Genomic DNA, 19,212 nt, shown 5'->3' with positions numbered 1-19,212 from the left:
ATGGATTACGCCGTTTCGGCAGAACATCTGTCCCTTTCCCTGGGAGGCAGGGATATCCTGCGCGATGTTACCCTTTCCATTGGAACGGGCAGCATCACGGCCGTCGTCGGGCCCAATGGCTGCGGCAAGAGTACGCTTCTCAAGACCATGAGCCGCATGCTGCGACCGGACAAGGGGACGATTACTATTTTCGGACGGGACATCACTTCCTTCAGCCGGCGGGAGCTGGCTCGTCATATCGCCGTATTGCCTCAGTTGCATCAGGCTCCCGACGACATGACGGTCCGCGAATTGGCGCGCATGGGGCGGTTTCCCTATCGGACGTTTTACCGCCCGGCGTCGCCGAAGGATGAACTGTATGTGGAAAAGGCTCTGCATGCTGTCCGGCTGGAAGACAAGGCCGACGCCGTGGTTCAGCAGTTATCGGGCGGCGAGCAGCAGCGCGTCTGGCTGGCCATGCTCTTGGCCCAGCGGTCGTCGATTTTATATTTGGATGAGCCGACGACGTATTTGGACATGCGCCATCAGCTGCACATGATGCGCCTGCTGAACCATATAAACGAAAAATTAGGACTGACCATCGTCGTCGTCCTTCACGATATGAATCAGGCTCTGCAGTACACGCAGCAGGCCATCGTCATGAAAGACGGAGAAATCGTCTGCACAGGACGTACAGCCGACGTGCTGACGCCGGATCTGATGCGCCGCGTCTTCGGTGTACAGGCCGAGCTGGTTCAGATGTCAGACGGCCGCAGGGCTTTAATCCCCCTGGGATTGGAACGATAAGGAGGGGCCTATGGATTTATTTTCCGTAACAGGCGGCAAAAAGCTGCGCTGCGGCTATACGACGGGCTCCTGCGCCGCTGCGGCGGCGAAAGCGGCGGCCCGCATGGCTCTGACGGGAGAGGCCGCAGCCGCCGTATCGATTACCACGCCGAGGGGCGTCGTGCTGACCTTGGAAATACAAGACAGCACCATGCGGCCCGGCAAGGCGCGCTGCGCTGTCGTCAAGGACGGCGGCGACGACCCGGATATCACGAACGGCCTGCTCGTCTATGCCGACGTGGCCTTAACGGCGCAGGGCGTGGCTATTCGCGGCGGCGAGGGTGTCGGCACGGTGACGAAAGCCGGCCTTGCCTGCCCTGTAGGCGAATGGGCTATCAATCCCGTACCGCGCCGCATGATTTGCCAGGCTCTGGAAGATGTAGGGACAGCCTGCGGCTATGGCGGCGGCTTTGCCGTGACGATTTCCATTCCCGGCGGCGAAGAGGTAGCGAAGAAGACTTTCAATCCCCGTCTGGGCATCGTCGGCGGCTTATCCATCTTAGGGACGACGGGCATCGTCGAGCCCATGAGCGAGAAAGCTCTCGTCGATACGATACGACTGGAAATGGATTCCCGCAAGGCTGCCGGCGACAGGCATGTGCTGGCCTTCTTCGGAAACTACGGCGTCGATTTCAGCCGTAGCCGGCTGGGCGTCGACGTGTCCAAGCGGGTGACGATCAGCAACTACGTCGGAGAGCTTCTGGACTACGGCCTGTACTGCGGCTTTGAGGACATCCTGCTCATCGGCCATCTGGGCAAGCTGGTCAAGGTAGCCCAAGGTATTATGAACACGCATTCGTCCTATGCCGACGGGCGCACGTCTTTCCTGGCGCTGGCGGCTATGCTGTGCGGTGCGTCCCGAAAGACAGGACGGGCCGTATACGACGCCGTGACGACGGACGAAGCCATGCGCATCCTGACGCAGGAAGGGCTGCGGGAGGCCGTCATGGCCTTTACGTGTCAAAAGATAGAATATTACATGGAGCAGCGCGTTCATGGCGAAGTGCAGACCGGCGCCGTCCTATTTTCCAATACGTACGGCGTCCTGGGATATACGAGCCGGGCGAAGGAGCTGCTGCTGCATCATACAACAAGGGAGATACTATGATGAAGGGAACCTTATATTGTATCGGCGTCGGGCCGGGCGACCCGGAGCTCATTACGGTCAAGGCGTTAAAACGCATTCAAGCCTGTCCGGTACTGGCCGCTCCGCAGGGACGGGCCGGCGTAGGGACGGCTAAGGATATTCTGCTGCAGGCCGTCGCCGCGATGGCCGACGTAGATTTGCAGGGAAAAGACATATTGAACATCGATTTTCCCATGACCCGCGACGAAGCTGCTCTGGCAAAAGCCCATGCAGCCGGTGCGGCGGCGCTGGAAGAAAAGCTGGCGGCCGGACGGGACGTCGCCCTCATTACGCTGGGCTGCCCGACGATCTACGCGTCAAGCCTGTACGTCCAGCGCATCGTCGAGAAACACGGTTACAAGACGGAAATCATCCCCGGCGTGCCCAGCTTCTGCGCCGCCGCGGCCCGATTGGGACGGCCCTTGTGCGAAAAGGACGAAACGCTGACGATCATTCCCGGAAATCGGAGCGACCGCTGGGAATTGCTGGCCATGGACGGAAGCAAGGTCGTCATGAAGCCGGCGGGGCCGCTGGCTGATTTGAAACAGGATTTGGCCGCCGCCGGCAGGCTGGACGCCGCGTCTATGGTCGAGCGGTGCGGCATGGCTGGGGAGAAGATATATACGTCGCTGAAGGACGCAGAAGACGGGCCGTATTTTTCCGTCGTTCTGGTCAAGGAATAGGAGGCTGCCATGGTACATTTCGTCGGCGCCGGACCAGGCGCGCCCGACTTGATCACCTTGCGGGGAAAATCCCTGCTGGAACAGGCCGATGTCATTATTTACGCCGGATCTCTGGTGAATCCGGCTCTTTTGGAGTATGCTAAAGAGGGATGCGTCGTGAAAAACAGCGCATCTATGACCTTGGAAGAGGTCATTTCTGTCATGGAACAAGCCGAGGCGGAAGGAAAGGTCACGGTCCGCCTGCATACGGGCGACCCGTCCGTATACGGAGCGATCCGCGAGCAGATGGATATCCTGGCGGAGAAGGGAATCGCCTTCGACGTCGTGCCCGGCGTCAGCTCCTTCTGTGCAGCGGCGGCGGCTCTGCAGGCCGAATACACCCTGCCCGGCGTAAGCCAGTCCGTCGTCATCACGCGCATGGAAGGGCGTACGCCTGTGCCGGACCGGCAGAAAATCGCCGATTATGCCGCCCACCAGGCGACGATGGTCATTTTCCTCAGCGCCGGCTTGCTGGAAGGACTGCAGGAGGAGCTGCAGAAAGGCGGATACGACGGACAGACGCCGGCAGCGATCGTCTACAAGGCGTCGTGGCCGGAAGAACGGGTCTGCCGCTGCACTGTCAGTACGCTGGCCGAGACGGCCAAAACACAGGGCATCGACAAGACGGCCCTCATCCTCGTCGGCGAGTTTCTCGGCAGCGCCTATGACAGAAGCTTATTATATGATCCTGCGTTTACCCACGGGTATCGCCAAGGAAAGAGGAAATAAGGCGGCCCGGATACGGCAAGGTATGCCCGTACGAGGAGGCAGATTGGTATGGAAGCAGTCGTTTTTTCATTTACCGCCGCGGGGACGGCGCTGAGCTTGCGCATCGGCCCCGTATTATCTGAATTGGGATTCATCGTAACCCATGAAACGATGAATAAATTTATTCCTATGAACCCGGCCGTGCTGCGGCCCTTTCCACTGAATGTAGCCGAAAGCGTCCGCCTGGCTTTCCGCAACGCCGAGGCCCTCGTCTTCGTCGGCGCGGCAGGCATCGCCGTGCGCTCTGTCGCTCCGCAGCTGCGGGGCAAGGAGAAGGATCCGGCCGTGCTGGTCGTCGACGAAAAAGGGGAATACGTTGTTCCCCTGCTGTCCGGCCATATCGGCGGGGCGAACAACATCGCCCGGTATCTGGCGAAGGGATTAGGCGGCCATGCCGTCATCACGACGGCGACGGACGTCAACAATCTCTTTGCCGTCGACGAATGGGCGGCAGTGCAGGGACTGCGCTTGTCGTCTCTGACCGACGCCAAGGCCTTCGCCGCGGCTCTTCTCGAACGGGGACAGGCTGGCTTGTACAGCGACTTTCCCTTAGGCGGCGACGTGCCGGCCAGTCTGGTGCAGGCCGAACAGGGCCCGGCAGGTCTAGCTGTTACGGTAAAGGACGAATGCCATCCCTTCGCCGTGACCGTCGTAGCCCGCCCGCCGATCCTGCACATCGGTGTAGGCTGCCGCCGCGGCGCGAGCGCCGATTTCATCGCCCGCCGCGTCGGCGAGGATATGGAACAGCTCCACCTGAGCTGGGATGCCGTAGCCGATGTCAGCACGATTGATATAAAGAAGGACGAAGTAGGTATTACGGAATTTGCCCGGGCACGCCATCTGCCGGTGCGCTACTATACGGCGCGGCAGCTCAACGACGCACCGGGAAAATTTATTTCGTCAGGCTTTGTGCGGCGCGTCGTCGGTACGGATAACGTCTGCGAACGGGCTGCCGTCTTATCCAGCCATGGCGGCCGGCTGCTGCTGGAAAAATCGGGCCGCGACGGCGTAACTGTAGCCATTGCCTGCGAAGAATACGTCGTCCAGTTCGGCAAGAAGGAGGACAAGGTATGAAGCATACGGTGTATGTCGTCGGTATCGGGCCGGGCGGCCCTGCTGGCATGACGGCCGAGGCTCGTCAGGTGCTGGACCGCTGCGACTGCATTATTGGATACACTACGTATATTGGACTGATAAAAGAAGAGTACTCTCATAAAGAGCTGTTAGATACGGGGATGACGAAGGAAGCCGACCGCTGCCGCTTGGTCATAGACAAGGCCCGCGAAGGCAAGACGGTGGCCCTCGTTTCCAGCGGTGACGCCGGCGTGTACGGCATGGCCGGCATCATGCACGAAGTGGCGGCGGACTGCGATGACATCGACGTCGTCGTCGTGGCCGGCGTGACGGCGGCCTGCTCGGGGGCAGCTCTGCTGGGCGCACCTTTGACTCACGATGTCTGCCTCATTTCCCTCAGCGACCTGCTTACGCCCTGGGAAGTCATCGAAAAGCGCCTGCGCTGCGCCGCTGAAGGCGATTTCGTCATCGTCCTGTACAATCCGGCCAGCAAAAAACGGGCCGGCTACCTGCGCAAGGCCTGTCAGATTATCCTGCCTTATCGGCCGGGAAATACGCCGGCCGGCATCGTCCGCCATATCGGCCGCGACGGCGAGACGGCGGAAATCACGACGCTGACACAGCTGCAGGACATGGTGCTGGATATGTTTTCCACTGTCTTTATCGGCAACAGCCAGACCAAAGTGCTGAAGGAGAAGATGGTGACGCCGCGCGGGTACGTCCTGTGACGGCCGTCTGGATTGCCGGCGGCACGACGGAAGGTCGGCTGCTGGCGGAATACGCGGCGGGGCTGCCCCTGACGGTATACGTGTCCGTCGCAACGGACTACGGCGCAGCCCTGCTGCCGAAGGCGGATCATATCCGCATTGTCCGGCGGCGCATGGACCGGCAGGCTATGATTGCCTTTCTGCGCGAGTATCATATACGGCTGGCCGTCGACGCGACCCATCCCTACGCCGCGGCGGCGACGGAAAACATACAGGCAGCCTGCCGGGAAGGGAGGGTTCCTTATTGCCGCGTCGTCCGGCCCTGTACGGAGCACGGCGGCGTCGTCACAGTCGACTCGATGGAAGAGGCAGCGGACATGCTGAGCCATACGACGGGAAGGATATTCCTGACGACAGGCAGCAAGGATTTGGATATCTTTGCCGCCGTTCCCGATTACAGGGAGCGCATGTATCTGCGCATTCTGCCCCTGCCGTCATCTCTGGAGCGGACGCTGAATCTGGGCTATAACCCGGCCCATATTATCTGCATGCAGGGACCCTTTTCGGCTGACCTGAACGCCGCTATGTTTGCCCAGACCCGGGCGTCCTATGTCGTTACCAAGGACTCAGGGCAGGCCGGAGGCTATGGCGAAAAAGAAGAGGGAGCCCGTCGAGCCGGCGCAGTCCTTATCGTCGTGAAGCGGACGGCGGAAAGGGGAAGTTCACTGGAAGACGCAACAAAACGGCTGCGGCAGGCAGCTTGTGAGGAGGAAATGGCATGAAGGTGTATATCGTCGGCATGGGGCCGGGACATCCTGATTTTTTGACGATACAGGGAAAACGGGCTGTCGAAGAAAGCCAGGTTATCTTGGGCGACAGGCGGATGACCGAGGCCTTTTCTTCCCTGGGAAAGAAAATCATTTCAACGTATAAACCGTCGGAAATACGGCGCGTCTTAGCGTCTATGGAAGACGGAGACGGGCCGGCGGCCGTCGTCGTGTCCGGCGACGTCGGCTTTTTTAGTTTAGGACGGCTGCTGACGGACATTCCGGGCTGTACGGTCATATCCTGCCCGGGTATCAGCAGCCTCGCGTATTTTGCCGCTAAAGTGCGGACGCCATGGCACGATGCGTACTGCGTCAGCCGGCACGGCCGCCGGGAGTCTGTCGCCGCCGCCGTATACGGCCATCATAAGGTATTCTGCCTGACCGGCGGCAGCGATACCGTATCTCTGATTTGCCGGGAGCTGTGCCAGGCCGGCTTAGGCCATGTCCGCGTCGATGTTGGACAGAATTTATCCTATGAAGACGAGCAAATTCTGTCCGGCACGGCGGAAGAGATGGCGGCGCAGGATATTGGCGGCCTGGCCGTCATGATGATATACAACGATCATCCCTTGCCGACGACGACGCCTGTCCACGGCCTGCCCGACGACGCCTTTGTCCGCAGCGGCGCACCTATGACCAAGCGTTCTGTCCGGGCTGTCGCCATTTCCCATCTGGCGCCGCAGGCCGGCGACTGCGTGTACGATATCGGATCCGGTACGGGGTCCTGCACGGTCGAGCTGGCTCGCCAGACTCCTTTTGGACATGTATTCGCCTTTGAAATCGACGAAGAGGCCTTATCCCTGGTGCAGGAAAACTGCCGCCGCTTCGCCGTGGAAAACGTTTCCATCGTCCCGGGCGACGCCGCCGAAACGATGGAGCCTATTCCAGCGCCGGACTGCGCCTTTATCGGCGGCACGAAGGGAAAGATGACGGATATCCTGGACGGCATATACGGAAAAAACGCGGCCTGCCGCATCGTCATGACGGCTATTACCATCGAGACGCTGGCTGATATTACGGCTTATTATAAAGAAAAGAAACGGTATACGCTGGATATTACGCAGCTCAGCGCAGCCGAGAGCCGGCGCGTCGGCCCGTACCACATGATGACGGGGCAAAATCCCGTCTATATCCTGACGGCGCTGCCGAAGGAGGGACGCCTATGAAGGAGACGAGGACGCCGCGGCTGATGATTGCCGCCCCTAAAAGCGGCGGCGGCAAAACGACCATCGTCTGCGCGCTTCTGCGGGCCCTGCAGAAGATGGGATTGACGGCGGCAGCTTTTAAGAGCGGCCCCGATTACATCGACCCCTTATTTCACAGCCGCGTTCTCCAGACGGCGTCTCATAATCTGGATTTGTTTTTATTCGGAAGAGGCGAGCAGGGGACAGCAACGGCCCGTTACTTGCTGGCGTCAGGCAGCGACGGCGCAGATATCGCCGTATTGGAAGGCGCCATGGGCTATTACGACGGCGTCGGCACGACGAGCGAGGCCAGCGCTTATGATTTGGCTAAGGTCACGAATACGCCCGTCGTCCTCGTCATCGACGGCTCCGGCGCAGGCCTGTCCCTGGCGGCTCAAATTAAAGGGACGGCGGCTTTCCGCAGGGATAGCCGGATTGCCGGGTTTATCGTCAATCGCATTAAGCCCGGCGTGTACGCGTATTTTAAGGATGTGTGGGAAAAAGAAACAGGATTGACCGCCTTCGGCTGTTTTCCCGACATGGCCGGCTGCGCCTTTGCCAGCCGCCATTTAGGATTGGTCACAGCCGGGGAGATTAAAGATTTCCGAAGTAAAATAGACGCACTGGCCGAGCAGGTAATGCAGTCTGTCGACGTGGCTGCTCTCCTGTCCCTGGCCCGGTCAGCCCGGCCTTTGCCGTACGAAGAGCCTGTACTGAAGCCGGCAGGACCTGCCCGGATCGCTGTCGCTCGGGACGAAGCCTTCTGCTTTTATTATGAAGACAGTCTGACCTTGCTGAAGCAGCTGGGAGCGGAGCTGGTATATTTTAGTCCCCTCCACGACGAAAGGCTGCCTGACTGCGAAGGCGTGTACCTCGGCGGCGGCTATCCGGAGCTCTACGCAGAAGCCTTAGCAGCCAACGCCGCGATGAAGGGCAGTTTAAAACGGGCTTTGTCAGATGGCATGCCCTGCGTTGCTGAGTGCGGCGGCTTTATGTACCTGTTGGAAGAATTTTCCGCAGGAGAGCAATCCGTTTCCTGGTGCGGCGTCCTGCCGGGAAGTTCGAAGATGACGGATCACCTGACCCGATTCGGCTACGTCACGCTGACGGCCGAAGAGGATACAATGCTCTGCCGCCGCGGCGATACCATCTGCGCCCACGAATTTCATTATTCCGACAGCACGGACAACGGCGCTGCCTTTACGGCCCGAAAGGCGTCGGGAAGGCGGTCGTGGCCCTGCGGGCGCAGCGAAGGCCGCATTGTCGCGGCGTATCCGCACATTCATTTCTGGAGCAATCCGGACTGGGCCCGCCGGTTCGTCGCCGCATGCCGTACGTACAGGGAGGAACGCCATCATGAAGATTGAACATATTTTGCCGGCTGACATCGAACGGCGCAGCATGGAAATTATCGAAGAAGAACTGGGAGAAATCTGCCTGCCGCCTATGGAAAAGGACGTTATTAAGCGGGTTATCCATACCAGCGCCGATTTCGAGTACGCCCGGACGCTGCGTTTCAGCGATGCCGCTGTGGAGCGGGGATTGGCTGCGTTGCGGCAAGGCTGTACTATTGTGACCGATACGAACATGGCCTGCACGGGCATCAGCCAGGCCGCCCTCGACAAGCTGGGGTGCCGCAAGGTCTGCTTTATGGCCGACGCCGACGTAGCTGCCGAAGCAAAGGCCAAGGGGACGACGCGGGCCGCTGCCTGCATGGACAAGGCCTGCCGTCTCGAGGGGCCGGTCATCATCGCCGTCGGCAACGCACCGACGGCCCTCATCCGCCTTCACGAGCTCATGGAGCAGGGAAAGATACGGCCGGAGCTCGTCATCGCTGTTCCCGTAGGCTTCGTCAACGTCGTCTATGCCAAGGAGCTCATCATGGCCGGCAGGGCGCCTTATATTGCAGCCAAAGGCCGCAAGGGCGGCAGCAACATCGCCGCGGCGATCTGCAACGCCCTGCTGTACAAGCTGACGCGGGACGCCTGATTTCATAATAATTTACGTTTGTAACGCCTGTCTTTCCCCGTGATGCCGATAGGGGCAAGGACAGGCTTTTTGTTCTTGTGCCGGTAGGATAACTCTGCTATACTATATATAGATAGTTGATTAAGTCAACCGAATAATTGGTGAAGGAGGCGAACTTGCGTATGGATTACTCGCAGATACGATATGCTTTCGGCGTGCTGAACCGCCGTTCCCAGGCTTATATTACCGACGCCTGCCGGCCGTGGCATATCGGCTACAGCGAATATGTGCTGCTCGTCGAGCTGTACCGCGGCGACGGCTGCAGCCAGGATGAGCTGAGCAGGCAATTATCCGTCGACAAGGGTTTAATCGCCCGCTGCGTCAAATCGCTGGAAGAAAAAGGCTATGTACGGCGCAGGCAGGATGAAAAGGACAAGCGTTTTAAATATATTTATCTGACAGAAACGGCCCGGCAAGCTCAGAAAGAACTGCTGCGCCTGTCGGAAATATGGATTCGAGCCTTGACCAAGGATATGGATGACGCTCTTATAGAAACTACGATACAGGGGATGACGAAGGCGGCGGATAACGCGGCCTCCCTGACTTGGAACAAAGCCGACGGAGAAATGGAGGGATGACATATGAAGGCATCGCAAACGTGGCTGTATGTCGCGGCTCTCGTCGTGTTCACCGCGGCGGCGGCCGGATGCGGCCAGCAGCCGGCAGAGACGGAAGCGCCGCAGCTGGTCCGTACTGTCACCGTAGGCGCTGAGGCCGAAAGAGAAGGCAGCGCTTACTCCGGCACGGTGCGGGGCCGTTATGAAAGCGCCCTGGCCTTTCAGGCCGGAGGACGCATTACGGCGCGCAACGTCCAGCTTGGCAGCGTCGTCCATGCCGGCGACGTCCTCATGACGGTGGACCCTAAGGACGTCGTCCAGTCCGTGTACCAGGCTCAGGCCCAGGTCAGTGCGGCCCAAGCCCAGCTTCAATTAGCCGAAGCGAATCTGGCCCGCTACAAGCAGCTCTTTGCCCAGGACGCCGTGAGCGCCGCCGCCCTCGACCAATATCAGACGGCTTACGACCAGGCGGCAGCCCAATACCAGCAGGCGGCCGCTCTGCAGCAGGCTCAGGAGAACCAGCTGTCCTATACGAATTTGACGGCTGACGCCGACGGCGTCGTATCGGCTCTTTCTGGCGAAGTAGGGCAGGTCGTTGCCGCCGGCCAGACTGTGCTGACCCTCGTCCATTCTGGCGAACTGGAGGTGCAGATCGACGTGCCTGAAAACAAGCTGGCTGAATTCCCCGTCGGACAGGCCGTAACCCTTTCCTTTTGGGCCCTGCCCGGTCAGAAGGCTCAGGGGACGGTACGGGAAGTATCGCCCATGGCTGATGCGGCTTCCCGTACCTACGCCGTGCGCGTCGCCGTTCCGTCACCTCCAGAAGGCATGCAGCTGGGCATGACGGCCAGCGTGCATGTCAGCGCGGCAGATGGGAGCGGCTCGTATACCTTGCCCTTATCTGCCCTGTACCAGACAGACGATGCGCCGCAGGTCTGGGTCGTCGGCAAAGACGGGACCTTATCTTTGAAGACTGTTTCCGTCGAAGGCTTCGGCGATAATACCGTCGCCGTGACGGGCCTTGCCGCCGGCGATGTCGTCGTCACAGCCGGCGTCCATATGCTGCGCGAAGGGCAGACGGTACGAACGGAAGGTGAGGGTACATGAGAAACTTATCGGAACTGGCTATTAAAAACAGAACCCTCGTCTGGTATTTCATCATCGTCATCGCTATTGCCGGCGTCTTTTCCTATATGAAGCTGGGCCGCATGGAAGACCCGGCCTATACAGTGCGGCAAATGGTCGTCACTGCCGCCTGGCCCGGCGCGACGGCCCGGCAGATGGAAGAGCAGGTGACGGATAAAATCGAAAAGAAGCTCCAGGATACGCCGAACCTCGACTACCTGAAAAGCTATTCCCGCCCCGGCCAAACGGTCATTTACGTGTACCTGACCGACCAGGCGCCGCGGGACAGTATCCGCGACACGTGGCACGAGGTGCGCAATTTGACGGAAGACATGAAATCGGAGCTGCCTGACGGCGTCGTCGGGCCGTTCTTCAACGACCGCTTCGACGACGTATACGGCTCGGTGTACGCCGTAACCGGCGACGACTACTCCTATGAAGAGCTGCGGCAGAAGGCCGAGGAAATCCGCCGCATCATGCTGACCGTCGACGACGTGAGCAAGGTAGAGCTCGTCGGCGAGCAGTCGGAAGCAGTCTACATAGAAGTTGCCAACGATAAATTGGCCGAGCTGGGAATTCCGCCGACGGCTATTTCCGACGCCGTCAGCGGGCAGAACGCCATGACGCCGGCCGGCATGGTCGATACGGAATCAGACAACGTATACCTCCGCGTCAGCGGCGTCTTTGACGATTTGGAAAGCATCCGCAACCTGCCCATAAACGCCAACGGCCGTCTGTTCCGCCTCGGCGATATCGCTTCCGTCGAACGGCGCTATACGGAGCCGGCGGACCCGAAGATGTTTTTCGACGGTAAACCTGCTGTAGGCATTGCCTTGTCCATGAAAAACGGCGGCAATATATTGGAGCTGGGAAGCAATCTGGAAGAGATGCAGCAGTACGTCAAGCAAAATTTACCGGCCGGCATGGAGCTCCATCAGGTATCGGACCAGCCTAAGGTCGTCGAGGAATCTATCGACGACTTCGTCGATACCCTCCGCGAAGCTATCCTCATCGTGCTGGCCGTTAGCTTCCTGAGCCTGGGCCTGCGGACGGGCCTTGTCGTAGCCTGCTGTATTCCCCTGGTCCTGACGGGCGTATTCTGCGTCATGGAAGTGGCCGGCATTGACCTGCACAAGGTATCCTTAGGGGCCCTGATCATTTCCCTGGGCCTTCTCGTCGACGACGCCATCATCGCCGTGGAAATGATGAGCGTCCAGCTTGAGAGGGGCATGAACCGTCTCGACGCGGCCTGCCATGCCTTTAAGGTGACGGCCAAGCCCATGCTGACGGGGACCCTCGTCACCTGCGCCGGTTTTATCCCCGTGGCCTTTTCCGACGGCGCGGCATCGGAATTTTGTCAGGCCTTGTTCCCGGTTATCTTGTCGGCTCTGGTGTTGTCGTGGCTCGTGTCGGTCATGGCTGCGCCCTTGTTCGGGTACTATCTTATCCGGGTGAAAGCGGTTAAGACGGAAGAGACGCTGTACCAAAACCGCTTTTACGATGGGTTCCGCGCCGTTCTCGTATGGTGCCTGTCTCATCGGCGGGCCGTTATAGGCGGCACGGCGGCGTTGTGCATTGCCGCGGCGGGACTGATGAAGTATATTCCCCAGGAATTTTTTCCGCCGTCCCTGCGGCCGGAAATCATCGTTGAAATGACCTTGCCCGAAGGCTCGTCGCTGGCGGCGACGGAAAAGGAAGCAGCTGCGTTGGCCCGGTATCTGGATACGAAGCCCGGCCAGATAAAAAATTATTCTTATTATGTCGGCGAAGGGGCGCCCCGCTTTGTCCTGACCCTGGAGCCCGTCCTTCCGGCTGACAATTACGCCCAGTTCGTCGTCGTAGCGGCCGACGTAGAGGGGCGGGAAGCCCTGGCCGAGGATATACGGCGCGAAATAGAAGAAAGACAGCCCGGCGTGCGCTGCAATATCAAGAGCATCCCCCTGGGGCCGCCTTCGGATTATCCTATCATGCTGCGCGTGTCCGGCTATGACATAGACAAGGTGAAGGCCTACGCTGCCCAGGCCGCCGACGCGGTGCGGCAGGACCTGAATGTCCGTCAGGTCTTCCTCAACTGGGAACAGAAGAGCGAAATCGTCCAGGTCCGCCTCGATCAGGAAAAGCTGCGGGCTATGGGCGCATCGGGTCAGACCATTGCCCAGACGCTGTATACGGAACTGAGCGGCGCGACGATTGCTGAGTATTACGGGGCTCCTGACAAGACCATCGCCATCCAGCTTCGCCTTTCGCCGGACGGGCGGAATGATTTATCCCGTATCCGCAGCCTGCCCGTCTACGCCGGCACGGCAGGCTACGTGCCGCTGGAGCAGGTGGCGACGATTTCCTACGGCGCTGAAGAGGGCCTTATCTGGCGGCGCGATTTGAAGCCGACCATCACCGTCGAAGGGACGATTCGCTCCGGTACGGCCAACGACGCGACGCAGAAGGCCTACGACGACACGGCGGCCATCCGCAGTAGTCTGCCCTTCGGGTATTCCATTGAAGTAGACGGCGATTTGGAAAACAGCCAAAAATCCCTTGGATATCTGCTCAAGCCCGTGCCGGTCATGGTGCTGCTCATCATGACCCTGCTCATGATCCAGCTCCGCAGCGTCTCTCTCATGGCTCTGACCCTGATTACAGCTCCTATGGGCGTTGTCGGCGTAGCCATCGCCATGCTGCTGCTCGGCAAGTCTCTGGGGTTTGTGGCGTATCTGGGCATCTTGGCCCTGGGCGGCATGATCATCCGCAATTCGGTCATCCTCATCGACCAGATTAAGCAGCATTTGGCTGCCGGTGAAGACCCGTGGCACGCCGTCATCGACTCGGCCGTCCTGCGGTTCCGCCCGATCATGCTGACGGCTGCGGCGGCGATTCTCGGCATGGTTCCCCTCATGACCAGCATTTTCTGGGGACCGATGGCCGTGGCCATTGCCGGCGGCCTTCTCGGCGCGACCGTGCTGACTTTACTAGTCCTGCCGACGATGTATGCGGCATGGTTCCGCATTTACCCGGAGTAGGGTAGACATTTCGTCCCCCGCAGGGTCGCGAACAGCCCGCCTCGTCCGTCGGTCATCCGGCAGTATCATTGGGACCAAAAAGAAATACAAGGCGCATCTTACATATTTTTGAAAGAAATTATATGTAAAATGCGCCTTTTTCTATCATTTTCATGTGGCAAGATAGAAAAATTTTGCTATAATAGAAAACGTACCCAAAGATGGAGAATACTAAGCAAGGGAGGTGCGACGATGAAACGGAATATTGTTCTCGTAGGCATGATGGGGAGCGGCAAAAGTCATATAGGACGAAAACTGGCTCAGCGTCTAGGATGGCAGTTCGTCGACACGGACCGGCGCATCGAGCGGGCCGTCGGCATGACCATCGCCGAATTCTACGCCCATGCCGGCGAAAAGGGGTTTCGCGAACGGGAGCTCAACGTCCTGCACCAGGTCAGCCGCTATCACGAAGCGGTTATTTCCTTTGGCGGCAATTTTCCCATGAGTATAGAGACCTACCGGATTTTGCACCGCCATGGTTTCATTATCGCCCTTTTGTCGGAGCCGTTCCGCGTAGAAGAGCGGGTGAGCCGTCACATCGGCAAGCGGCCTACTGTCGATTACGACAACTTACGGGAATTTGTCCATAAGATGATGCGCCAGTGGGAAGAAATCTATCCCTACTGCGATTGTGTCGTCGATACGACGCGGGGCGGAGCATCGCAAATCGTTGATACGATTGTCCAGAAGATAGAAGAAAAGAAAGTGCAGTTTATTGCCAGAGAAAAAGGAGTATGATGTCATTATGATTAGTAAAATCGGCGTATTGACCAGCGGCGGCGACGCCCCGGGCATGAATGCGGCTATTCGCGGCGTAACGCGCTATGCGATTGAAAAGGGTTTGGCTGTTGAAGGGATTATCCGCGGTTACGAAGGACTGCTTCGTCATGAAACGATAACCTTGGATCGCAGGACTGTCGGCGGCATCATCCACCGCGGCGGTACGATCCTGCGCACAGCCCGCTGTCTGGAATTTATGGAAAAAGACGTGCAGAAGGAAGCGGCAGATTACCTGCGGTCCCTGGAAATCGACGCCCTCGTCGTCATCGGCGGCGACGGCTCCATGCGCGGTGCCCAGGCGCTGAGCCACTGCGGGATTCCAACGATGGTTATCCCCGGAACTATCGACAACGACATGATGGGAACCCAGTACACCATCGGTTTCGATACGACGGTCAATACCGTTCTCGAATCGATCAATAAAATCCGCGATACGGCCTCATCTCATGAACGGGTTGCCGTCATCGAAGTTATGGGCCGCAACGCCGGCTTCATCGCCTTGTACGCCGGCATGGCCTCCGGGGCGGAAGCGGTTCTCGTGCCGGAGCATGAAGTAAACCTGCCGCGCTTGTGCGAGCACTTGGCAGAATCGCACCGCATCGGCAAGCTGAGCAGCATTGTCGTTGTTGCGGAAGGTGCGGCTAAGGGAACGGATGTCGTGGATTACATCAAAGAGCACACCTATCTCGAACCGAATCTGACCGTTCTCGGATATGTACAGCGCGGCGGCGCGCCCAGCGCCCTCGACGCTACCATGGCTGGCTTATACGCTCAGAAAGCCATTGATTCCCTGCTGGCGGGAACATATAACTGCGTTATCGGACTCATTGGCCGCCGCATCGCCGCGACGCCGTATTCCGAAGCGCCGCATTTCCATTTCCCCATCAGCGATAATATGTACCAACTTGTTCATATGTTGGGCCGATAAGGGAATAATGCGTTGACAACGCATAAAAATGCAATTATAATAGGTCAAGGTATAATTTATCTGGTAATTGCATGTTTTATGCATATTGTTGCGGAATAGGAGTGTTTTTTATGTCATTTGATTTTAGTCTTATTATAGACTCCTTGCCCTTGCTGCTCACCGGTGCTGCCGTTACGATTGAAATCACGGCTATTGCCGTGGCCTTAGGCTTTATCCTGGGCCTGATCACCAGCGTCTGCCGCCTGTCGAGCATTAAGATCCTGCGGGTCATTGCGATTTGCTATGTAAATATCATCCGCGGTACGCCTATGCTGGTACAGATCTTCCTGATTTACTTTGCCCTGCCTATGATTATCGGCGAGCGCATCAATCCCTTTGTCGCCGCCGTTGCCGCCTGCTCGATCAACAGCGGCGCCTACGTATCGGAAATCTTCCGTGCCGGCATTCAGGCTGTCGATAAGGGACAGATGGAAGCAGGCCGTTCCCTGGGGTTGTCGTGGATGCAGACGATGCGGTACATCATCCTGCCTCAGGCTTTTAAAAATGTCATCCCGCCCTTGGGCAACGAATTCATTTCCATGACCAAGGAAACGTCCTTGGTTTCGGTCATCGGCTTTGAAGAATTGACGCGCCGCGGTCAGCTCATTATCGCAAAGACCTACGGCTCCTTTGAAATCTGGATGACCGTCGCGGCCCTGTATTTAATCATGACCCTGAGCATTGCCCAGCTGGTCAGCTTCTTGGAACGGAGGTTTGCAACGGATGATAGAAATTAAAGGATTAAAAAAGAGCTTCGGCAAGCACGATGTCCTGAAGGGCATCGACTTGACCATTCACGATAAAGAAGTCGTGGTCATCATCGGCCCGTCCGGTTCCGGCAAGAGCACTATCCTTCGCTGCATAAACTATCTGGAACATCCTACAGCCGGTGAAATCATCGTTGACGGCATCAGCATGAGCGATGCCAAGAGCATCAACAGTATCCGCAAGGAAGTCGGCATGGTCTTCCAGCGCTTTAATTTATTTCCTCACATGACCGTATTGGAAAATATCGTCCTGTCGCCGATGAAGACGAGAGGCGAATCGCGGGAAGATGCGGAAAAAACGGCAATTAAGCTCTTGGAAAAGGTCGGCTTGGCCGATAAGAAGGACGCCTATCCGGGAACCTTGTCCGGCGGCCAGCAGCAGCGTGTTGCCATTGCCCGCGCCTTGGCGATGAAGCCGAAATTCATGCTCTTTGACGAACCGACGTCAGCTCTCGACCCGGAAATGGTCCGGGAAGTACTGGACGTCATTAAGGACTTGGCCAAGGAAGGTATGGCCATGGCTATCGTCACTCACGAAATGGGCTTTGCCCGCGAAGTAGCCGACCGCGTCTTGTTCATCGACGGCGGCTATATCCTCGAAGAAGGCAAGCCTGACGATATCTTTTTCCATCCCCAGGAAGAACGGACGAAGTCCTTCCTTTCGAAAATTTTATAAGCAAGGCACAACGCGGCTGTTCCGAAAAGGGGGCCGCGTTTTTTTGTGCGTTTATCCTTGGATTGATATGATATAATGAATATAAGCGGGCGCTGAGCGGCGGCTCTAGCGCAATGGACAGACAGGAAGGTAGAAACGATGGCAAAGAAGAAGGCAAAGGCCGGCGACGTCATATTTGTAGACCGGGGGCTGTTTCGCCATTTCGGCGTATATGTCGGACACGACCGGGTCATACACTATGCGCCGCCAAAGGGCGAATTCAAGTTTGACGCCGACGAGGCCTGTATTCATGAGGCTTCTATGGAGGAGTTTTTAGACGGCGATGAGACCTACTATGTATGCGACTTTTCTGAGGACGACCATCGCGATGACGATGATGATTCGTGGTGGGACATATTTCGCTCGGCCTTGGAGGCCATCGTCGGCGAAGAAGAGCCTAAGGAGCAGTTTCATCTGTATACGCCTCAGTCTACCATAGCCAGGGCCAGGCGGCGCATTGGCGAAAAATCCTACGATTTGCTGGAAAACAACTGCGAACACTTCGCCTTGTGGTGCAAGACGGGCATTTCCGAATCCCGCCAGGTCGACGGCCTGATGGGTTGCATCTCGACGGTAAAGCTCGTGGCAAAACTGCTGGATTAGACTGGGCGCAAAAAAAGTCTCAGAAATATATTCTGGGACTTTTTGGCAGCGACAAGATCTGTCGTCTTGTGATAATATCCTATACATAAAGGCGATATTCTTTTAGGAGTGAAAGCAGCGGCGGGTATACTCGACGTAATACAGGGCTGCCGTGACCAGTACGACGGCTGGGCAGAGGACGCCGTAGAGCAGGCTGTAGCCGAACCATTGGGCGACGAGGCCTAAGGTCATGGCGGCCAGGCCGACGAAGATATCCAGGAACCAAAAGTACGTGGCCGTAGCGGCGCCGGCCCGGCTGGCAGGAACGCTTTGAACGGCCAGTGTCTGAAATACGGGACTGAGAGCGCCGAAGCCGAGACCGAGGATAGCCGCCGACAGGAGAAACCACAGCTTCGTACTGACAAAACCGAAGAGAATAAAGCCGATGATAAATAAGGCGAAGCCGGGATATACGACGTGGCTGGGGCCGACGCGGTCCAGTACGTTTCCTACGACGGGGCGGCTGGCGACGATGACGACGGCAAAGACGGCAAAAAATAATCCTGTGCTTTCGGCCATGTGCAGGGACGCGGCGTACAGGGGAATAAAGGTCAGGATGCCGCCGTAGGCGAAGAATACCAGTCCGCCTAAGAATGACGCTAAAAGAGAGCGCTTTTCGATGAAATGTTCAAAAAAAGGCGTTTTAGAGGCAGAGGGCGATGGCTGCACCGCCTTTGGCGGCAGGGAAATGGCCGAGGCCGCGGCGAGAATCAGAGCGGCCAGGACTGCGAGGGCCAGGAACAAGCCAGATATGCGGAGCGTCTGGTATAACAGCAGCCCGGCCAGCGGCCCGACGACCATCGCCATATTGGTCGTGACGGAAAAATATCCAATGCCTTCGCCGCGCCGCGACGGCGGAATGACTAACACGGCGATAGAAGCAGCCGTCGTCGTAGCCAAAGCGAAGACGATGCCGTGGACGAGGCGCAGGCCGTACAGCGCTTCGACGCAGTCGGCGGCGTTGAAGGCGGCCATGACCAGGAAAAATAAAACCAGGGAGCCTAAGAGGAGGCGTCTCTTCTGCTTTTCGTCTACCAAATATCCGGCGACAGGCCGGAAGACGCTGGTGCCGATCTGAAAAAACGTCATGGCCAGGCCGGCTTCGAGCTCGCTGCCATGAAATTCGTCGATGATACAGAGGGGCAGCGTCGTAATCAGGATATATTGGGTAAACAGCTGGAAAAAATTGACGCCGCCCGTCAGCAAGAACGGTTTAGTCCACAAAGCTTCTTTTGTCATGTCGTCACGTCCCTTTTAGTTATGTTGTTACTTGTAGTGATGACTTTCATTATAACCGGCAGCGGCTTGTTGTCAATTTTTTTCTAAATGAAGTGATATGGAA

General features: G+C 57.9%; 19 protein-coding genes. 18 read left to right on the top strand and 1 reads right to left on the bottom strand.

All coding sequences use genetic code 11. The annotated features are described in order from the left end of the window. The 18 genes from DKB62_RS00785 (at position 1) to DKB62_RS00700 (ending at position 17,831) form a co-directional block, all read left to right on the top strand. Positions 1 to 786 carry an ABC transporter ATP-binding protein gene (locus tag DKB62_RS00785; RefSeq protein WP_107196824.1) on the top strand — a complete coding sequence of 262 codons (786 nt, stop codon included), beginning with the start codon at positions 1 to 3 and terminating at the stop codon, positions 784 to 786. A gap of 10 nt (positions 787 to 796) precedes the next feature. Further along, positions 797 to 1,933 (top strand): cobalt-precorrin-5B (C(1))-methyltransferase CbiD, encoded by a 1,137-nt coding sequence (cbiD, locus tag DKB62_RS00780; protein WP_107196825.1) that lies wholly within the window; start codon positions 797 to 799, stop codon positions 1,931 to 1,933. Next, positions 1,930 to 2,634 (top strand): precorrin-2 C(20)-methyltransferase, encoded by a 705-nt coding sequence (cobI, locus tag DKB62_RS00775; RefSeq protein WP_107196826.1) that lies wholly within the window; start codon positions 1,930 to 1,932, stop codon positions 2,632 to 2,634. The genes cbiD and cobI overlap by 4 nt, the downstream gene beginning before the upstream one ends. Before the next feature lie 9 nt (positions 2,635 to 2,643). Beyond that, positions 2,644 to 3,402 carry a precorrin-4 C(11)-methyltransferase gene (gene cobM / locus DKB62_RS00770; RefSeq protein ID WP_107196827.1) on the top strand — a complete coding sequence of 253 codons (759 nt, stop codon included), beginning with the start codon at positions 2,644 to 2,646 and terminating at the stop codon, positions 3,400 to 3,402. A 48-nt stretch (positions 3,403 to 3,450) separates the two neighbouring features. Further along, on the top strand, positions 3,451 to 4,515 hold the full coding sequence (locus DKB62_RS00765) for a cobalt-precorrin 5A hydrolase (protein ID WP_087478679.1): 1,065 nt from the start codon (positions 3,451 to 3,453) through the stop codon (positions 4,513 to 4,515). Then, complete coding sequence (gene cobJ / locus DKB62_RS00760; protein ID WP_107196828.1) at positions 4,512 to 5,243, top strand: precorrin-3B C(17)-methyltransferase; 732 nt, start codon at positions 4,512 to 4,514, stop codon at positions 5,241 to 5,243. Before DKB62_RS00765 ends, cobJ begins: the two co-directional genes overlap by 4 nt. Then, positions 5,240 to 6,004 (top strand): precorrin-6A reductase, encoded by a 765-nt coding sequence (gene cobK, locus DKB62_RS00755; protein WP_107196829.1) that lies wholly within the window; start codon positions 5,240 to 5,242, stop codon positions 6,002 to 6,004. Before cobJ ends, cobK begins: the two co-directional genes overlap by 4 nt. Next, on the top strand, positions 6,001 to 7,215 hold the full coding sequence (cbiE, locus tag DKB62_RS00750; protein WP_107196830.1) for a precorrin-6y C5,15-methyltransferase (decarboxylating) subunit CbiE: 1,215 nt from the start codon (positions 6,001 to 6,003) through the stop codon (positions 7,213 to 7,215). Before cobK ends, cbiE begins: the two co-directional genes overlap by 4 nt. After that, the gene (locus tag DKB62_RS00745; RefSeq protein ID WP_198643564.1) at positions 7,212 to 8,600 is read left to right on the top strand and encodes a cobyrinic acid a,c-diamide synthase CobB; all 1,389 of its coding nucleotides are present in this window, start codon (positions 7,212 to 7,214) and stop codon (positions 8,598 to 8,600) included. Before cbiE ends, DKB62_RS00745 begins: the two co-directional genes overlap by 4 nt. Next, positions 8,590 to 9,222: a precorrin-8X methylmutase gene (locus DKB62_RS00740; protein ID WP_107196831.1), complete on the top strand. Its 633-nt coding sequence runs from the start codon at positions 8,590 to 8,592 to the stop codon at positions 9,220 to 9,222. The genes DKB62_RS00745 and DKB62_RS00740 overlap by 11 nt, the downstream gene beginning before the upstream one ends. Before the next feature lie 161 nt (positions 9,223 to 9,383). Next, entirely contained in the window at positions 9,384 to 9,839 is a 456-nt protein-coding gene (locus DKB62_RS00735) for a MarR family winged helix-turn-helix transcriptional regulator (RefSeq protein ID WP_107196832.1), read from the top strand. 3 nt (positions 9,840 to 9,842) lie between these two features. Next, positions 9,843 to 10,925 (top strand): efflux RND transporter periplasmic adaptor subunit, encoded by a 1,083-nt coding sequence (locus DKB62_RS00730; protein ID WP_107196833.1) that lies wholly within the window; start codon positions 9,843 to 9,845, stop codon positions 10,923 to 10,925. After that, a complete protein-coding gene (locus DKB62_RS00725) occupies positions 10,922 to 13,960 on the top strand; it encodes an efflux RND transporter permease subunit (protein ID WP_107196834.1) in 3,039 nt (1,012 codons plus the stop codon). The genes DKB62_RS00730 and DKB62_RS00725 overlap by 4 nt, the downstream gene beginning before the upstream one ends. Before the next feature lie 231 nt (positions 13,961 to 14,191). Then, on the top strand, positions 14,192 to 14,737 hold the full coding sequence (locus tag DKB62_RS00720) for a shikimate kinase (protein WP_107196835.1): 546 nt from the start codon (positions 14,192 to 14,194) through the stop codon (positions 14,735 to 14,737). A gap of 7 nt (positions 14,738 to 14,744) precedes the next feature. Next, positions 14,745 to 15,707 (top strand): ATP-dependent 6-phosphofructokinase, encoded by a 963-nt coding sequence (locus DKB62_RS00715; RefSeq protein WP_087478688.1) that lies wholly within the window; start codon positions 14,745 to 14,747, stop codon positions 15,705 to 15,707. A 110-nt stretch (positions 15,708 to 15,817) separates the two neighbouring features. After that, positions 15,818 to 16,483 (top strand): amino acid ABC transporter permease, encoded by a 666-nt coding sequence (locus DKB62_RS00710; protein ID WP_087478689.1) that lies wholly within the window; start codon positions 15,818 to 15,820, stop codon positions 16,481 to 16,483. After that, positions 16,470 to 17,189 (top strand): amino acid ABC transporter ATP-binding protein, encoded by a 720-nt coding sequence (locus DKB62_RS00705; protein ID WP_095628892.1) that lies wholly within the window; start codon positions 16,470 to 16,472, stop codon positions 17,187 to 17,189. The genes DKB62_RS00710 and DKB62_RS00705 overlap by 14 nt, the downstream gene beginning before the upstream one ends. A 138-nt stretch (positions 17,190 to 17,327) precedes the next feature. Continuing rightward, complete coding sequence (locus tag DKB62_RS00700) at positions 17,328 to 17,831, top strand: lecithin retinol acyltransferase family protein (RefSeq protein ID WP_087478691.1); 504 nt, start codon at positions 17,328 to 17,330, stop codon at positions 17,829 to 17,831. A gap of 102 nt (positions 17,832 to 17,933) precedes the next feature. Here the strand turns inward: DKB62_RS00700 and DKB62_RS00695 are convergent, their stop codons facing one another. Then, positions 17,934 to 19,109: an MFS transporter gene (locus DKB62_RS00695; RefSeq protein WP_095628891.1), complete on the bottom strand. Its 1,176-nt coding sequence runs from the start codon at positions 19,107 to 19,109 to the stop codon at positions 17,934 to 17,936. Positions 19,110 to 19,212 lie beyond the last annotated feature (103 nt).

Source organism: Megasphaera stantonii (genome assembly GCF_003367905.1).
In the GTDB taxonomy this organism is placed as follows: Bacteria; Bacillota; Negativicutes; order Veillonellales; family Megasphaeraceae; genus Megasphaera; species Megasphaera stantonii.
The sequence above is the reverse complement of the archived record's forward strand: the minus strand, read 5'-3'. Positions and strand labels throughout refer to the sequence as shown.

What these genes read in the sequence shown, in the direction of transcription:
- DKB62_RS00735 (WP_107196832.1), top strand. Translation starts at nt 9,384, where the DNA reads ATGGATTACTCGCAGATACGATATGCTTTCGGCGTGCTGAACCGCCGT.
- DKB62_RS00715 (WP_087478688.1), top strand. Translation starts at nt 14,745, where the DNA reads ATGATTAGTAAAATCGGCGTATTGACCAGCGGCGGCGACGCCCCGGGC.
- DKB62_RS00705 (WP_095628892.1), top strand. Translation starts at nt 16,470, where the DNA reads ATGATAGAAATTAAAGGATTAAAAAAGAGCTTCGGCAAGCACGATGTC.
- DKB62_RS00725 (WP_107196834.1), top strand. Translation starts at nt 10,922, where the DNA reads ATGAGAAACTTATCGGAACTGGCTATTAAAAACAGAACCCTCGTCTGG.
- DKB62_RS00745 (WP_198643564.1), top strand. Translation starts at nt 7,212, where the DNA reads ATGAAGGAGACGAGGACGCCGCGGCTGATGATTGCCGCCCCTAAAAGC.
- cbiD (WP_107196825.1), top strand. Translation starts at nt 797, where the DNA reads ATGGATTTATTTTCCGTAACAGGCGGCAAAAAGCTGCGCTGCGGCTAT.
- DKB62_RS00700 (WP_087478691.1), top strand. Translation starts at nt 17,328, where the DNA reads ATGGCAAAGAAGAAGGCAAAGGCCGGCGACGTCATATTTGTAGACCGG.
- DKB62_RS00720 (WP_107196835.1), top strand. Translation starts at nt 14,192, where the DNA reads ATGAAACGGAATATTGTTCTCGTAGGCATGATGGGGAGCGGCAAAAGT.
- DKB62_RS00695 (WP_095628891.1), bottom strand. Translation starts at nt 19,109, where the DNA reads ATGACAAAAGAAGCTTTGTGGACTAAACCGTTCTTGCTGACGGGCGGC.
- DKB62_RS00765 (WP_087478679.1), top strand. Translation starts at nt 3,451, where the DNA reads ATGGAAGCAGTCGTTTTTTCATTTACCGCCGCGGGGACGGCGCTGAGC.
- cobM (WP_107196827.1), top strand. Translation starts at nt 2,644, where the DNA reads ATGGTACATTTCGTCGGCGCCGGACCAGGCGCGCCCGACTTGATCACC.
- cbiE (WP_107196830.1), top strand. Translation starts at nt 6,001, where the DNA reads ATGAAGGTGTATATCGTCGGCATGGGGCCGGGACATCCTGATTTTTTG.
- cobI (WP_107196826.1), top strand. Translation starts at nt 1,930, where the DNA reads ATGATGAAGGGAACCTTATATTGTATCGGCGTCGGGCCGGGCGACCCG.
- DKB62_RS00730 (WP_107196833.1), top strand. Translation starts at nt 9,843, where the DNA reads ATGAAGGCATCGCAAACGTGGCTGTATGTCGCGGCTCTCGTCGTGTTC.
- DKB62_RS00710 (WP_087478689.1), top strand. Translation starts at nt 15,818, where the DNA reads ATGTCATTTGATTTTAGTCTTATTATAGACTCCTTGCCCTTGCTGCTC.
- DKB62_RS00785 (WP_107196824.1), top strand. Translation starts at nt 1, where the DNA reads ATGGATTACGCCGTTTCGGCAGAACATCTGTCCCTTTCCCTGGGAGGC.
- cobJ (WP_107196828.1), top strand. Translation starts at nt 4,512, where the DNA reads ATGAAGCATACGGTGTATGTCGTCGGTATCGGGCCGGGCGGCCCTGCT.
- DKB62_RS00740 (WP_107196831.1), top strand. Translation starts at nt 8,590, where the DNA reads ATGAAGATTGAACATATTTTGCCGGCTGACATCGAACGGCGCAGCATG.